This window comes from Micromonospora sp. NPDC005367, assembly GCF_040606825.1.
Taxonomy (GTDB): Bacteria; Actinomycetota; Actinomycetes; order Mycobacteriales; family Micromonosporaceae; genus Micromonospora.
Genome location: NZ_JBEXFP010000015.1, coordinates 40430 through 56301 on the forward strand (window position 1 = coordinate 40430; position 15872 = coordinate 56301).

The 15872-nt window shown below is 73.0% G+C and carries 11 protein-coding genes; 7 read left to right on the forward strand and 4 right to left on the reverse strand.

Going from position 1 to position 15872, the window contains the following annotated elements; all coding sequences use genetic code 11:
* The first annotated feature begins 29 nt into the window (after positions 1-29).
* Together ABZS42_RS13300 and ABZS42_RS13305 are read left to right on the forward strand one after the other, a co-directional pair.
* A complete protein-coding gene (locus ABZS42_RS13300; RefSeq protein ID WP_355144830.1) occupies positions 30-869 on the forward strand; it encodes a GNAT family N-acetyltransferase in 840 nt (279 codons plus the stop codon).
* A gap of 209 nt (positions 870-1078) precedes the next feature.
* The gene (locus ABZS42_RS13305; RefSeq protein ID WP_355144832.1) at positions 1079-4585 is read left to right on the forward strand and encodes an ABC transporter ATP-binding protein; all 3507 of its coding nucleotides are present in this window, start codon (positions 1079-1081) and stop codon (positions 4583-4585) included.
* Between the two features lie 95 nt (positions 4586-4680).
* On the opposite strand, the gene ABZS42_RS13310 is transcribed toward ABZS42_RS13305, so the two are convergent.
* From ABZS42_RS13310 to ABZS42_RS13325, 4 genes are all read right to left on the reverse strand, one after another.
* Positions 4681-5748: an NADH:flavin oxidoreductase/NADH oxidase gene (locus ABZS42_RS13310; protein WP_355144834.1), complete on the reverse strand. Its 1068-nt coding sequence runs from the start codon at positions 5746-5748 to the stop codon at positions 4681-4683.
* A 105-nt stretch (positions 5749-5853) separates the two neighbouring features.
* Positions 5854-7149, reverse strand: coding sequence for a dicarboxylate/amino acid:cation symporter (locus ABZS42_RS13315; protein WP_355144975.1), 1296 nt, complete (start codon positions 7147-7149; stop codon positions 5854-5856).
* 204 nt (positions 7150-7353) lie between these two features.
* The gene (locus tag ABZS42_RS13320; RefSeq protein WP_355144836.1) at positions 7354-8055 is read right to left on the reverse strand and encodes a DUF998 domain-containing protein; all 702 of its coding nucleotides are present in this window, start codon (positions 8053-8055) and stop codon (positions 7354-7356) included.
* On the reverse strand, positions 8048-9013 hold the full coding sequence (locus tag ABZS42_RS13325) for a glutathione S-transferase C-terminal domain-containing protein (protein WP_355144838.1): 966 nt from the start codon (positions 9011-9013) through the stop codon (positions 8048-8050). The genes ABZS42_RS13320 and ABZS42_RS13325 overlap by 8 nt, the downstream gene beginning before the upstream one ends.
* 119 nt (positions 9014-9132) lie before the next feature.
* Between ABZS42_RS13325 and pcaF the strand changes: the two genes are divergently transcribed.
* The 5 genes from pcaF (at position 9133) to ABZS42_RS13350 (ending at position 15792) form a co-directional block, all read left to right on the forward strand.
* Positions 9133-10338, forward strand: a complete 1206-nt coding sequence (gene pcaF, locus ABZS42_RS13330) for a 3-oxoadipyl-CoA thiolase (RefSeq protein ID WP_355144840.1) — start codon at positions 9133-9135, stop codon at positions 10336-10338.
* A 111-nt stretch (positions 10339-10449) separates the two neighbouring features.
* Positions 10450-11259 carry an SAM-dependent methyltransferase gene (locus ABZS42_RS13335; RefSeq protein ID WP_355144842.1) on the forward strand — a complete coding sequence of 270 codons (810 nt, stop codon included), beginning with the start codon at positions 10450-10452 and terminating at the stop codon, positions 11257-11259.
* Between the two features lie 5 nt (positions 11260-11264).
* A complete protein-coding gene (locus ABZS42_RS13340) occupies positions 11265-13430 on the forward strand; it encodes an EAL domain-containing protein (protein ID WP_355144844.1) in 2166 nt (721 codons plus the stop codon).
* 189 nt (positions 13431-13619) lie between these two features.
* On the forward strand, positions 13620-14126 hold the full coding sequence (locus tag ABZS42_RS13345; RefSeq protein WP_355144846.1) for a DUF456 domain-containing protein: 507 nt from the start codon (positions 13620-13622) through the stop codon (positions 14124-14126).
* A 304-nt stretch (positions 14127-14430) separates the two neighbouring features.
* Positions 14431-15792 (forward strand): glutamine synthetase family protein, encoded by a 1362-nt coding sequence (locus ABZS42_RS13350; RefSeq protein ID WP_355144848.1) that lies wholly within the window; start codon positions 14431-14433, stop codon positions 15790-15792.
* Positions 15793-15872 lie beyond the last annotated feature (80 nt).

The window sequence follows — 15872 nt, forward strand, 5'->3', positions numbered from 1 at the left end:
CCGGGGGGCGGATCTGGCACGCTGGAGGCGTGCTGACGGTGCCGGTACGGCAACTGGGGGAATCGGAACGACGCGCGGTCGAGCGCCTGCTCGACCTCGACCCGTACGCGGGCGCGCAGGTCGCCGAGCGGGTCGCCGCGCGCGGTCTCTCCTGGTGGCGGGCCGAGGGTCGGATCCTCGGCTACGGCACCCGCCGCAACCTGGAGTCGATCTGCTGGCTGGGCGGCAACCTGACCCCGGTGCTCGCCACCGAACCGGCCGTCGAGGCGTTCGCCGACCTGCTCGCCGGCGAGGAGCGGCTCTGCTCGTCGATCGTCGGCCGGGCCGACGCCGTACTCGGGCTCTGGGACCGCCTTTCCGAGGTGTGGGGACCTGCCCGGGACGTACGCCCGAACCAGCCGCTGCTGGCCACCGAGGCGCTGCCGGTGGTCCCCGCCGATCCCGAGGTGCGCCGCGTACGCGCGGGGGAGGTCGACCGCCTCTTCCCGGCCGCCGTGGCGATGTACACCGAGGAGGTCGGGGTCTCGCCCCTGGCCGAGGACGGCGGGCGCAGCTACCGGCGGCGGGTCAGCGAACTGGTACGCGCTGGCCGGGCGTACGCCCGCTTCGTCGACGGCCGGGTGATCTTCAAGGCCGAGCTGGCGGTGGTGACCCGGCGCACCGCGCAGATCCAGGGGGTCTGGGTGGCGCCCGAGTGGCGGGGCCGGGGCATCGCCACCGCGGCCATGGCCGCCGTGGTACGCGACGCACTGCTGCGCGTCGCGCCGACGGTCAGCCTCTACGTGAACGACTTCAACCTGCCCGCCCGCCGGGTCTACGAGCGCTGCGGGTTCCGCCCGGTCGGCACGCTCGCCACCGTGCTGTTCTGACCACGTGAGCCGGCCCGGCCTGACCGTGTGAGCCCGGCCGGACCTGACCCGGCGTGAGCCCGGCCGGACCTGACCCGGCGTGAGCGTTCGCCGTGACCGCGTGAGCCTGGTCCGAGCGGGACCGCCGCAGCGAAAATGCGTTGATCGCCGAGGCCAGTCGGGTGACGCTGGAGTCACCGCCCCACCCGACCAGAGTCCGGAGGACTTTCATGCGCCTGCTCCGAGACCTCTGGGCGACCGCACCACGCCGGATGACGGCGGTCCTCCTGCTCATCGTTGTCGGTGCCGGCGGTCAGGCGGCCGCCTCCGCGCTCGCCGGACCGGTGCTGGTGCACCACTCGACAGGCTGGTTCACCGCGCTGGCCGCCGCGCTGGTCGCCGCCGTCCTCACCGACCTCGTGGTGGGGCTGCTGATGGCCGGGCTGACCGCCGACTGGTCCGCCGACGTCCGGCGGCGGCTCTGCCGGGTGGCGCTCGGGCAGGATCTGCCGACCCTGGAGACCACCCCCGTCGGCGAGCTGCTCGACCGCATCGACAACGACGTCTACCAGGTCGCCGCCGAACTGCGGAACACCGGCGTACGGCTGATCCAGGGTCTCGCGGTGTGCCTGCTCGCGACGGCGAGCGCGCTGTTCGTCTGGTGGCCGGCCGGCGTGGGAATGGTCGTGCTGACCACGCTGCTCGCCGTCGTCCTGCGCCGGCCCGCCGGGCGCATCGCCCCGGCGCGGATGGCCGAGGAGGAGGCCTGGTCCGACCTGGCCGCCGTGATGGAGGAGGCGGTGCACGGCCAGGACGACGTCCGCACCAGCCTCGCCCGGCCTTACGTGCTGCGCCTCTACGCCCGGCGGGCCGCCGAGGTGATCGCCCGGGCCGGCCGGGTGTTCCGCATGTCGGCCCAGGTCACCGCGATCGCCGCCGGTGGCATCCGGGCCGGGATCGCCGCCGTGGTGCTCGCCGGGGCGTGGGCGCTGGCCAGCGGCCGCATCGACGGCGCCCGGCTGACCGCGATCTGGCTGCTCGCGATCGCCTTCGGGGCGACGGTCGAGCACATGGCCCGCTGGGTGCCGCACCTGCAGTACGCGCTCGGCGCCTGGGCCCGGGTGCTGCTGCTCTCCGCCGCGCCGCAGGAGCCGACCGGCGGGGTGGCGCCGACCGACGGCGACCTCACCGTCCGGGGATTGACCTTCCGGTACGCGTCCGACGACGAGCGCGGCCCGGCGCTGCGCGACGTCCGGCTGACCTTCGCCCGCGGGCGGTCGTACGCCCTGGTCGGACGTACCGGCTCGGGCAAGTCCACGTTGGCCAAGGTGCTCACCCGGGCCGTGGACGTGCCGCCGGGGACCGTCTTCCTCGGCGACACCGACCTCGTCGACCTGGACGTCGAGGAGTTGCGCCGGTGGATCGCGGTGGTGCCGCAGCGTACCGAGATCCTCGCCGGCACGCTGGCCGAGAACGTCGCGCTCTTCGACCCGGACCTGCTCGACGACGCGAGCCGGGCGCTGGCGGAGCTGGGGCTGGCCGGGTGGATCGCCGAGCTGCCCGACGGGGTGCACACCCGGCTCGGCGAGGGCGGTCACGTGCTCTCCGCCGGGCAGGAGCAACTGGTGGCGTTCGCCCGGATCCTGGTCCGCGATCCCCAGGTGGTGATCCTCGACGAGGCCACCGCCCGGCTGGACCCGGTCACCGAGACCCGGGTACGGCAGGCCACCGAGCGGCTGCTCACCGACCGCATCGGCATCGTGATCGCGCACCGGCTCTCGTCGGTGCGCCGGTGCGACGAGGTGGTGGTGCTCGCCGACGGCGAGGTGCTGGAGGCCGGGCCGCTGCAGGAGTCGGCGCGCTTCGCCGAGCTGCTGGCCACCGCGGGCGCGTACGCCGGCACGGGCGGGCGCGGCGGGGTGGACCTGCTGCCGGCGCCGGCCACGCTGTGGGAGCTCACCGAGTCGACGGAACCTGTCGAGCCGGCCGGACTCGTCGAGCCGGCGACGGCTGAGCGTCCGGCCGCCGTACCGAGGACCGACCCGCCGCCGGTGCCCCCGCCGCCACCCGCGCGGACCATGCGGCAGATCCTGCGGCTGGGTTTCAACGACCCGCGCTTCGGGCTGGCCTCCATCGCGATGTTCATGGTGCTGACCCTGCTCGGCCTGGACGGTTCGGTGCTGCCGTGGCTCTGGGCGGATGTGGTCGACGGTGGCGACCCGTGGCTGCCGGCGCTCGGCATCGCGGCCGCGCTGCTGGTCGTGCTGCCGCTGCCCTACCTGACCAACCTGCGGTTCCCGCAGTGGTGGATCCGGCAGATGCTGCGGATCAGCCTGCGCCTGGTGCACGGGCAGACCGGGCCGCGGCGGGTCAGCGGACACACCCCGGCCGAGGTGGTCGCCCAGGGCGGTGACACCGAGCGGGTGGTGCAGCTCGCCGACAACCTGATGGACCAGTTCATCTCGTTGGTGATCGTGGTCACGATGACCGTGGTGACCGGCAGTTTCGTGCCGGCGCTGTTCTTCGTGGGGACGATGCTGGTCTCCGGGCTGGCGGCGACGCTGTTCGCGCCACGGTTGGAACGCAGTGCCCGTGGCACCGTGAAGGCGCGCGCCGCGTTCGCCACCGCCCTGGTCTCCTCGCTGTCCGCCGCCCGTACGGTGAAGCTCGCCGGCGCGAGCGCGCCGGTGCTGGCCCATCTGGCGGCGCTGGACACGGTGCGCAGCGACCGGCAGCGCCGGGAGATCGCCATGCAGGTGTGGGCGAGGTCCACGCCGTCGGTGGTCAGCGGGCTGCTGCCGATCGGCGCGTGGGCGCTCTACCTGGCCGGCGGGCTCTCCGCCGGCGCCGTGCTGGTGGCGGTCTCCACGCTCGGGGCGGCCCGCTGGTTCGCCTGGACCACTGCCTCACTGGTCTCCCAGTACCCGTCGGCGCGCGTCTGGACCCGGCGGACGGTGGCGATGAGCGGGATCGCCGACTACGCGGCGGCGGTGCCCGCGGTGGACCTGGCCGCCGGGACGGCGCCCGCGCCGGAGCTGCCGCCGCGGCGGCCGCTGCACCGGTTGGAGCTCTGCCGCTTCGGGGCCCTGCACTCGGACGGGACGCTCGCCGTCCGAGACGTGGATCTCACCGTCGAGCGTGGGCAGCTGGTGCTGGTCGTGGGGCCGGTCGGCTCGGGCAAGTCGTCGCTGCTGCGTGCACTGGCCGGCATCGTGCACCACACCGGTCGGCTGAGCTGGAACGGGGAGCCGGTAACCGAGCCGGAGCTGTTCCTGCGACCCAACCAGGTCGGGTACGTGGGGCAGCTACCCCGGGTGCTCTCCGGCACGGTCGCGGAGAACATCGCCCTCGGGCACGAGGTCGACGCGTCGGCGGCCGTCTCCACCGCGCAGCTCGAGCACGACCTGTCCGCGGCCGGCGGTGGACTGGGACTGTTGATCGGGCACAAGGGCACCCGGCTCTCCGGTGGGCAGTTGCAGCGGCTCGCGCTGGCCCGGGCGTTGGCGCCGCGTACGGAGCTGCTGGTCGCCGATGACGTGTCGTCCGCGCTGGACGTCACCACCGAGCTGGCGCTCTGGGCGGCGCTGCGCGAGCACGGGGTCACGGTGGTCGGTTCGACCTCGAAGCGGGCGGCACTGGTCCGCGCCGACCACGTGGTGGTGCTGATCGGCGGCACCGTCGCGGCCCAGGGCCACTGGCGCGACCTTGAGCCCGACTGGTCCCACCTGGCCGGCTGACGCCCGGCGGCCCACTTCTGTTGATCAAGAGGTTGGCGTCGGATCGGGTCGTTCCGGTGACGCAAACCTCTTGATCAACACGTTGAGGTGGGGGGTCAGGCGGCGCGGAGGTATTGGGCCGGCCAGGTGGGGGTGGTGCCCAGCTTGGCGGCGGCGTGCAGCGGCCAGTACGGGTCGCGCAGCAGCTCCCGGCCGAGCAGCACCAGATCGGCTTCGCCGTCTGCCACGATCTGCTCGGCGTGCTCCGGTTCGACGATCAGCCCGACCGCACCGGTCGGCACGCCCGCCCCGCGGCGGATCCGTGCGGCCGCCGGCACCTGGTAGCCCGGGCCGAGCGGGATCTGCTGGGCCGGGCTGACCCCACCCGAGGAGGCGTCGACCAGGTCCACTCCGACGCCGGCCAGTTCCGCGGCGAGCGCCACGCTGTCGTCCACCGTCCAGCCGCCGGCCACCCAGTCGGTGCTGGAGATCCGGGTCAACACCGGCACGTCCTCACCCACCGCGGCCCGTACCGCCCGGGCCACCTCCAGGGTGAGCCGCATCCGTCCGGCCCGGTCACCGCCGTACTCGTCGGTGCGCTGGTTGCTGAGCGGGGAGAGGAACTCGTGCAGCAGGTAGCCGTGCGCCGCGTGGATCTCCACGGCGGCGAAGCCGGCGTCCACCGCCCGGGCGGCCCCGGCTGCGAACGCCTCGACGACGTCGGCGATGCCCGCCGTCCCCAGCTCCGCGGGCGTCCGGTAGTCCGGTGCGAACGGTGCCGTGCCCGGAGACACCGGCGTCCAGCCACCGTCGGCGTCCGGCACCCCGCCGTGCTCGGGAGCCCACGGCCGGTAGGTCGAGGCCTTGAACCCGGCGTGCGCCAGCTGCATCGCCGGTACCGCCCCGCGCGCGGTGAGGAAGGCCGTGATCGGACGCCACGCGTCCACGTGCGCCCCGGACCAGATGCCCGTGTCCTGCGGGCTGATCCGCCCCTCGGGCAGCACCGCGCTCGCTTCGCTGATCACCAGGCCGACCCCGCCGACGGCGCGGGCGCCCAGGTGCACCAGGTGCCAGTCGCTGGGCAGGCCGTCCGGGCCGGCCGTGTACTGGCACATCGGCGACATCGCGATGCGGTTCGGCAGGGTCACCGCGCGCAGGGCCAGCGGCGAGAAGAGAGTGCTCATCGCGTTCGTCCTCTCAGAGATGCGAAGGAGGGCCTCGGATGCGAGGCCCTCCTTCGGCTCACGGTTGTGGGTCCGTCATCGCCTCCGGCGACAGACGGCACCTGATCATGCCGGTACCGGGGTGAGCCCCTCCTTGCGGCTGCCCGCCACCGGCTCCGCGTCGATCAGCTCGCGGCGGCCCGCCGCGTCGTACGCGGTCCGGTCTAGGGTGCCCTCGCGGGCCGCGACGACGATCGGCACGAGCGCCTGACCGGCCACGTTGGTGGCGGTCCGCATCATGTCCAGGATCGGGTCGATGGCCAGCAGCAGACCGGCGCCGGCCAGCGGCAGACCCAGCGTGCTGAGGGTCAGGGTGAGCATCACGAGCGCGCCGGTCAGCCCGGCGGTGGCGGCCGAGCCGACCACCGAGACGAACGCGATCAGCAGGTAGTCGGTGACGCCGAGGTGCACACCGAAGACCTGTGCCACGAAGATCGCGGCGAGAGCCGGGTAGATCGCGGCGCAGCCGTCCATCTTCGTGGTCGCGCCGAACGGCACCGCGAACGAGGCGTACTCGCGGGGCACGCCGAGCCGCTCGACGGCCTTCTGGGTCACCGGCATGGTGCCCACCGAGGAACGGGAGACGAAGGCCAGCTGGATGGCGGGCCAGGCACCGGCGTAGAAGCGCAGCGGGTTGAGGCGACCGGCACCCACCAGCAGCAGCGGGTAGACCACCACCAGCACGATCGCGCAGCCGACGTAGACCGCCGTGGTGAACTTGGCGAGCGGGGCGAGCAGGTCCCAGCCGTAGGAGGCGACGGCGTTGCCGATCAGACCGAGGGTGCCGATCGGGGCGAGCCGGATCACCCACCAGAGCGCCTTCTGGACGATCTCCAGCAGGGCGCGGTTGAGCGCCACGAACGGCTCGGCCTTCTCGCCGACCAGCAGGGCGGCGGCGCCGACGACGATCGCCAGGAACACGATCTGGAGGACGTTGCCCTCGACGAACGCGCCGATCGGGTTCGTCGGCACGATCCCGGTGAGGAAGTCGGTCCAGGAGCCGGCGTTCTTCGGCTCGGTGGCGCCGGCGACGTCCAGCGTGACGCCCCGGCCCGGGTTGGTGAGCAGGCCGAGGCCGATGCCGACACCCACCGCGATCAGGGCGGTGATGCCGAACCAGAGCAGCGTCTTCAGCGCCAGCCGGGCGGCGTTGGCCACCCCGCGGAGGCTGACCACGCTGACGACGATCGCGGTGAAGACCAGCGGCGGTACGGCCAGCTTGAGCAGCTGGATGAAGAGGCCGCCGACGGTGTGCAGGGTGCTGGTCAGCCAGCTCAGGTCGTTGGAGCGGGCCACGAAGCCGAGCGCCACGCCGAGGACGAGGCCGAGCAGGATCTGTACGGAAAAGGGAATCTTGCGCAGGCCGATAGGCATAAGGATGTGTCCAAGGGTCTGGTGGGGTCGGTCAGAGCAGCGTCAGGAGACAGGCTGCCCTGGACAGACGCCGCTGGCCTGCAGTCGGAGATCGACGTACAGGCGCACGGTCAGGCACCAGATGTTGGTCATCGTTCTAGGACGATACGCCGGGAGTGCCGACGGCGGAAGTGTCGATGACGGTGACGATCCTTACAAAGGCGGCAGTCGATGGTCGGCACCTCGCGACGGGGGTGAACCCGCCGCGCGGGTCGGCTCCGCGTGGTACGCGAGCCCGACCGCGATGGCCGCGGCGAGCCCCCAGAGCACCGCGATCGCGAGCACCACCCGCTCCAGCACACCCACCAGCGTGCTGCGCCCCACCAGCAGCATCGCCAGACCGATCGCCGCGCAGAGCGGCAGCGCCAGCGCTGCCGCGACGGCGGAGAGCTGTCGCAGCCGCCCGCCTGCCGCGCGGCAGAGCGTGACCGCGACCATCGCGAGGACGACCGCGGCGGTGGCCGCGATGCTCGCTCCGCCGTGCACCAGGTCGGCCACGGTGGCGCGCTCGAACGGCGGTAACGGGCAGCCCGCGCTGCACGTGACCGCGCCGGAGAGCGCCGTGCTCGCGCTACCGGCGCCGAGCAGCACGGCGGCCGCCCGCAGTCGCGGGGGCAGCGCCACGGCGAGCAGCAGCAACCCGGCCGCCAGGGCGAACACCCCGATCCGGTACGTCGGCGCATGACCACTGCCGGCGATGCCGGCCTCGCTCACGTACCCGCCGAAACCCGGGCCGGGACCGGCCAGCACGGCGGTGGTGACCGCGCCCGCCCCGGCGAGCGTGCAGCCGGCGGCGGCCGCTGCGGCGGCGGTGCGGAGAGTGATCGGCGACCCGGGCCGGTCCGGCTCAGCCACGTCCGTGCGGCGTGGTCCAGCCGGAGTTGTCCGGGCCGACCGGAACGATCCCGGTCGGGTTGATCTCACGGTGGGTGGCGTAGTAGTGCCGCTTGATGTGGTCGAAGTCCACCGTCTCGCCGAACCCGGGCGTGGCGAACAGGTCCCGGGCGTACGCCCAGAGCACCGGCATCTCGGTGAGCTTCTGCCGATTGCACTTGAAGTGCCCGTGGTAGGCCACGTCGAAGCGGACCAGCGTGGTGAAGAGTCGGACGTCGGCCTCGGTGATCGAGTCGCCCATCAGGTAGCGCTGCCCGGTCAGCCGCTCGGACAGCACGTCCAGCCGGGCGAAGAGCGCCTCGTACGCCTCGTCGTACGTCTGTTGGGAGGTGGCGAAGCCACACCGGTAGACGCCGTTGTTCACGTCCCGGTGGATCTCCGCCATCAGCGCGTCCATCTCCGGCCGTAGCTGCACCGGGTAGAGCTCGGGTGCGTCCGGGGCGTGGAAGCGCCGCCACTCCGTGGAGAAGTCGAGGGTGAGCTGCGGGTAGTCGTTGGTGACCACCCGCTGGGTGACGGTGTCGACCAGCGCGGGCACGGTCACCCGACCGGAGTAGTCCGGGTCGGTGGCGAGGTACGCCTCGGAGAGGAAGCCGATGCCGAGCACCGGGTCGAACCCGTCCGGGTCGAGGGTGAACCGCCAGCCCCGCTCGTCGCGGATGGGGTCGACGGTGCCCAGCGAGATGACATCCTCCAGACCGAGCAGGCTCCGGACGATCCGGGCCCGGTGCGCCCATGGGCAGGCGCGGCACCAGATCAGCCGGTAGCGGCCGGCCTCCAGGGGCCACCGCCCCTGCTCGTCGGGCCCGCCGCCCGGTGGGGACGTCGAGTGCGGCGTGACCCGGTCGGTGAACCGGTTGGCCTGGCGGACGAACTCACCGCTCGCACCGACTTTCGCGTTGAACTGGGCCCGGGCCATGCCGTCAACCTATCCGGTCCCGCCGCCGATATCCTGGCTGCCGGGGCGTTCCCCCGCGACCCGGCGGACGCTCGCCCCCCGCCCGAGGACCCGCCTCTTCCACCCCCGGAGGACTCCCGATGACCGTGGCATACCTGGTGGCCGGTGTTCGTACCCCGATCGGCCGCTACGGCGGCGTCCTGGCCGGCGTACGACCGGACGATCTGGCCGCGCACGTGATCCGCGAACTGGTCGACCGCCACCGGACGGTGGACTGGGCGCGGGTGGACGACGTGATCCTCGGCTGCGCCAACCAGGCGGGCGAGGACAACCGCAACGTCGCCCGGATGGCCGCGCTGCTCGGCGGGCTGCCCGAGCAGGTGCCGGGCAGCACCGTCAACCGGCTCTGCGGCTCTGGCCTGGACGCACTGGCCACCGCCGCCCGGGCGATCGTGGCCGGCGAGGCCGAGCTGATCGTGGCCGGCGGAGTGGAGAGCATGAGCCGGGCGCCGTTCGTCATGCCGAAGGCCGGCACGGCGTACTCCCGGGCGGCGGAGATCTACGACACGACCATCGGCTGGCGGCTGGTCAACCCGCTGATGAAGAAGCAGTGGGGCATCGACTCGATGCCGGAGACGGCGGAGAACGTGGCCGCCGAGTTCGGTGTCGACCGGACGGCGCAGGACGAGTTCGCCCTCCGCTCGCAGCAGCGCGCGGCGAAGGCGCAGGCCGACGGCCGACTCGCCGAGGAGATCGTTCCGGTCACCGTGCCGGCCGGCAAGCGTGAGACGAAGCAGGTGGACGTCGACGAGCACCCGCGGGAGACGTCACTGGAGAAGCTCGCCGCGCTGCCCACGCCCTTCCGCGAGGGCGGCACGGTCACCGCCGGCAACTCCTCCGGCGTCAACGACGGCGCGGTCGCCCTGCTGGTCGCGTCCGAGGCGGCGGTCGACAGGTACGGCCTGACCCCGCTGGCCCGGGTCACCGGCGCCGCGGCGGCGGGCGTACCGCCCCGGATCATGGGCGTCGGGCCGGTGCCGGCAACCCGCAAGCTGTTGGACCGTCTCGGACTCGGACTCGGCGACGTCGACGTGATCGAGTTGAACGAGGCGTTCGCCGCCCAGTCCGTGGCCGTGCTGCGCGAACTCGGCCTGCCCGAGGACGCCGAACACGTCAACCCCAACGGTGGCGCCATCGCGCTCGGCCACCCCCTCGGTGCGAGCGGCGCCCGGTTGGCGCTCACCGCCGCGCTCGAGCTGCGCCGCCGTGGTGGGCGGCGGGCGCTGGCCACCATGTGCATCGGGGTCGGACAAGGCATCTCCCTGATGATGGAGTCCGCGGCCTAGAGTGTTCTTCACCACACCCTCCGCGGGTCGGTCGGTGGGCCGCGGGGTGCCGGCACGCATCCCGACGCCTGTGCCGACCCGCCCCAAGGCGAAGAACTGGGGAGCGCGCAGATGCCGGATGCAATCCCGACCGAGATCGACCTGACCCGGCCGAGCGCCGCCCGGGTGTACGACTACTTCCTGGGCGGCGCGCACAACTTCGAGATCGACCGGCGGCTCGCCGAGCAGATCGCGGCCATGACGCCACACCTGCCGGCCACCATGCGGGCGGGGCGGGAGTTCCTGCGCCGGGCCGTACGGGTCCTGCTGGACGCCGGCATCGACCAGTTCCTCGACATCGGCTCCGGCATCCCCACCGTGGGCAACGTGCACGAGGTGGCCCAGCAGGCCGATCCGAAGGCGCGGGTGGTCTATGTGGACATCGACCCGGTGGCGGTCGCGCACAGCCGCGAGCTGCTCGCCGGCAACGAGCTGACCACCGTGCTCCACGCGGACCTGCGGGAGCCGGAGCGGATCCTCACCGAGGCTCGCGGCCTGCTCGACCTCAGTCGTCCCGTCGGCATCCTGCTTGCCGGAGTGGTGCACTTCATCCCCGACGCGGACCACCCCGCGGAGCTCCTCGCCACCCTGCGGGCCGCCGCCGCACCCGGCAGCCACCTGGTCATCTCCCACTCGACCTTCGAGGACCAGCCGCAGGAGATGCTCGACGCGCAGCGGTTGTCGGCCCGTACCGACACCGAGATCACCCTGCGGTCCCGGGCCGAGATCACCGGCTTCTTCGGCGACTGGACCCTGCTCGAGCCGGGTGTGGTGCACATGCCGCTCTGGCGCCCCGACTCACCGTCCGACCCCGACGATCGCCCCGAGCGGTTCGGCGCGTTCTGCGGGGTGGCCCGCAACGACCGGCCGGCCGTCGGCTGACCGTGATGGCCGGCGTCCCGCACCCCTCCGGGGACGACGTCAGCCGGGCCGGCGCGCAGGAGTACGCCGCCGAGTGGGCTCGCGCCGTACGCCGCTTCGGTTTCGTGCCGCTCAGCGCGGCCGAGACCGAGCGGCTGCTGCTCGTGCACACCGTACGACTCGCGCGGGCGCTGCGCGCCGAGCCCTTCTCCGACCAGCCGGCCGAGGCTGTCGGACGGGCGCTGGTCGAGGCGCATCTGGCCGAGCCGCGGATGCTGGAGTGGTCGGTGCGCGCCCTCGGTGCGAACCTCGCGGCGCGGGTGGTTCCGAGCCGGGCGGCGACAGCGGACACGGGGGAGCGGGTCGCCGGGCTGCAGGGCGCGCTCGCGGCCGGCTTCGCCCGTGCGCTGCGCGACCGTACCTTCCTGCAGCAGGAGCGGATCGCCCGCTCGGCCTGGCAGGCACGTGACCAGGTGGAACGGGCGTTACGGGACAGCGAGGCGCGGTTCCGGGCGGTCTTCACCGGCGCGGCGATCGGGATCGGCGTCGCCGACCTCGACGGCCGGATCCTGGAGGTGAACCAGTCGTTCGCCGACATGCTCGGCTACTCGGTCGACGAACTGCGCCAGATCAACGTGACCTCGCTGTTCCACGCCGACGACGCCGCCGGGATGTGGGAGCTCTACCAGGGGCTGGTCGAGGGCGAGCACGATTCGATCCGCGTCGAGAAGCGTTACCACCGCAAGGACGGCAGCAGCCTCTGGACGGACCTGGCCGTCTCCCTGGTCCGGCAGGACGACGGCCGGCCGCGGTTCACCGTCGCGATGATCGAGGACATCACCGAGCGGTACGCCCTGCAGCAGCGGCTGCGTTTCCAGGCGCTGCACGATCCGCTCACCGGGCTGCCCAACCGGACCCTCTTCTTCGAGACGCTCGGCCGGCTCCTCGACACCGCCGGCCCGGAGCAGCGGATCGGCGTCTGCTTCCTCGACCTGGACGGGTTCAAGGCGATCAACGACAGCCTCGGGCACGACCTGGGCGACAAGCTGCTCGTGGTGATCGCCCGCCGGCTCGCCGACTGCGTCGCCGACCACGGACACCTCGTCGCCCGGATGGGTGGCGACGAATTCGTCATCCTGGTCGACGGTGGCGACGGGCTCGACGACGCGGTGGCCGTGGCGGACGCGGCGCTGGCCGCGGTCGCCACCCCGGTGCACATCGGCGACCAGCAGCTCACCGTCTCGGCCAGCGTCGGCATCGTCGAGTGCCCGGCCGGTGAGACCAGTGCGTCGGAGCTGATGAAGGCCGCGGACACCACCCTCTACTGGGCCAAGGCCGAAGGGCGGGGCCGGTGGGCGGTCTACGACCGGGAACGCAGTGCCCGCGACATCGCCCGCTCGGCGCTGGCCGCCAAGCTGCCCGCCGCCCTGGACCGGGGCGAGTTCGTCCTCCGCTACCAGCCGATCGTGTCGCTGCTCGAAGGGCGGATGCTCGCGGTCGAGGCGTTGGTCCGCTGGCAACACCCCGAACTGGGGTTGCTCGGCCCGGACCGGTTCATCGGGCTCGCCGAGGAGACCGGGTTGATCGTCCGGCTCGGCGAGTGGGTGCTTCGGCAGGCCTGCCACGACGCCGAACAGTGGCGGCGGCGGTTCCCGGACGCCCGCCTGGTGGTGAGCGTCAACCTGGCCGCCCGGCAGACCGACGACCCGGCCATCGTGGACACCGTCGCGGACGTGTTGGCCGCCAGCGGCCTGCCGGCCGAGCTGCTTCAGCTGGAACTGACCGAGAGTGCGGTGATGGGCACCGCCGGGGAGCCGCTGCGGGCGCTGCACCGGCTCGCGGCGTTGGGCGTACGGCTCGCCATCGACGACTTCGGCACCGGCTACTCGAACCTGGCGTACCTGCGCCGGCTGCCGATCCACTGCCTGAAACTGGCCGGCCCGTTCGTCGAGGGCATTCGGGGTGAGGACGCGGTGACGGCGGCCGACCATCGGGACGAGCGCATCGTGGACGCGCTGGTCCGGCTGGCGCACGCGCTGGAACTGTGGGTGACCGCCGAGGCGGTGGAGACGGGTGTGCAGGCCGAACGGCTCAGGGCGTTGCGCTGCGACACCGGGCAGGGGCGGCTCTTCGGTGCTCCGGTGCCGGCCGACCGGATCGCCGCCCGCCTGGCCGGTACGGAGGCGGCGTGAGCGGGCGGACCGTCCGGCACCGGGGACGCCGCCGCCGACAGGCGACGCCGCTCCGCGGGCGACGACCTGTTCGGGGGTGGGCGGTCGCCGGGCCGGACCCGGACATCCTTGGGCCGCTACCGGACGGTCGGCGGTGCCGGTGATGATCGAAGCCGTACAGCTCGCTGACGCGTACGAAGGGTGGCGCCGATGAGCCTGACGGACTCCGGGACGGCCGTCTCGGTCATCGCGGCCCTGGCGATCGTGGCCGGGCTGGCCGGCGTGATCGTGCCGGGCCTGCCGGCGCTGCCGCTCTGCTGGGGCGGGGTGCTGGTCTGGGCGATCTTCGGCGGCGCGGGCGCGGGCGCGGGCCGGTGGCTGGTGCTCGCCGCCGCGACGCTGGTCGCGATCGGTGGCACGGTGGTCAAGTACGCCTGGCCGGGGCGCAATCTGAAACGCAGTGGCGTGCCCACCTCGTCGCTGCTCGCCGGAGGGCTGCTCGGCCTGGTCGGATTCTTCGTCATCCCGGTGATCGGGCTGGTGCTCGGCTTCGTCGGTGGGGTGTGGGCGGCGGAGCGGCTGAGGCTCGGTGACTCGCGGCTCGCCTGGCCCGCCACGAAGCGCGCGGTCGCCGCAGCCGGACTGTCGATGCTGCTGGAGTTCCTCGCCGGCCTGGTGATCGCCGCGCTCTGGCTGGCCGGGCTGTTCCTGACCTGACTCCGGGCAGCGCCGGCGGTCGTCGTAGACCACGCCGGCCGGCAACGCCTCCGCAGTGCCCGGGACGGCGGCACGGGGCTTGTGTCGCGCACGGCGGATCGCCGTACGGGTGAGAGAGAGGTGACCGCCCCGCGCCGCCGCGCTGCCGGACGGTCCGAGCGCCCGGCGGTGGCCCGTCGCGATCGGGCCTGGTCACGGCTTCAAGGATGCGCCGCCGGTGGATCCGCGGCAACCACAATTCGCCCGGCCTGGGCATTGACCATCGTCGGGTTTGCCAGTAGACCTTGGGGATGGAGCCCCGCCGATGAGAGCGCCGCTGACGCTGGAGCAGCTCCGCGTCGCGGTCGCCGAGCGCGAGATCGACACAGTGGTGCTGGCGCTGGTCGACATGCAGGGCCGGTTGCAGGGCAAGCGGTTCCACGCCCCCTACTTCCTGGAGCACGTGGTCGCGCACGGCAGTGAGGGTTGCAACTACCTGCTCGCCGTGGACGTCGAGATGAACACCGTCGACGGGTACGCCATGTCGAGCTGGGAGCGGGGCTACGGCGACTTCGCGATGAAACCCGACCTGACGACGCTGCGCCGGGTGCCCTGGCAGCCGGGAACGGCGCTGCTCCTGGCCGACCTGGAGTGGCTGGACGGCTCCGGCCCGGTGGTCGCCTCACCCCGGCAGATCCTCCGTCACCAGCTCGACCGGCTGGCCCGGCACGGGCTGACCGCGTACGCCGGCACCGAGTTGGAGTTCGTGCTCTACCGCGACTCGTACGAGGACGCCTGGCGGCGTGGCTACCGGGAGCTGACGCCCGCCAACCAGTACAACGTGGACTATTCGCTGCTCGGCACGGCCAGGGTCGAGCCACTGCTGCGGCGCATCCGCACCGAGATGGCCGACGCGGGGCTGACGCCGGAGAGCGCGAAGGGCGAGTGCAACCTCGGCCAGCACGAGATCGCCTTCCGCTACGACGAGGCGGTCGCCTGCGCCGACCACCATGTCGTCTACAAGAACGGCGCGAAGGAGATCGCCGCCCAGGAGGGCATGGCGATCACCTTCATGGCCAAGCCGAACGCCCGGGAGGGCAACTCCTGTCACATCCATTTCTCGCTGCGTGACGTCGGCGGCGATCCGGCGCTGCTCGGCGACGGGCCGGCGAGGCTGAGCGTGACCGGTCGGCGGGTGCTCGCCGGGCTGCTCACCACGATGCGCGAGTTCAGCCTCTTCTTCGCGCCGAACGTCAACTCGTACAAGCGCTACCAGCCGGGGTCGTTCGCGCCGACCGCGCTGCGCTGGGGCACCGACAACCGCACCTGCGCGCTGCGGCTCGTCGGGCACGGCCCGGATCTGCGGGTGGAGAACCGGGTGCCCGGCGCGGACGTGAACCCTTACCTCGCGATCGCCGCGCTGGTCGCCGGGGCGGTGCACGGGATCGAGCAGGAGCTGGAGCTCGGCGAGGAGTGCACCGGAAACGCGTACGCAGACCCGTCCGTCGAGCGGGTGCCGGGCACGCTGCGGGACGCGCTCACCCTCTGGGAGCGCTCCGCGCCGGCCGCCGAGGCGTTCGGTGCCGAGGTGGTCGCCCACTACGCCAACCACGCCCGGGTCGAGCTCGCCGCCTTCGACGCCGCGGTCACCGACTGGGAGCTGTTCCGTGGCTTCGAACGCCTCTGAGCCGCCCACTCGCCCCGTCCGGTGTGGCCGTGCCGGCGTCCCCACCTGCGGCACCGGGTCGGCGGCGGTGGGACGGTGGG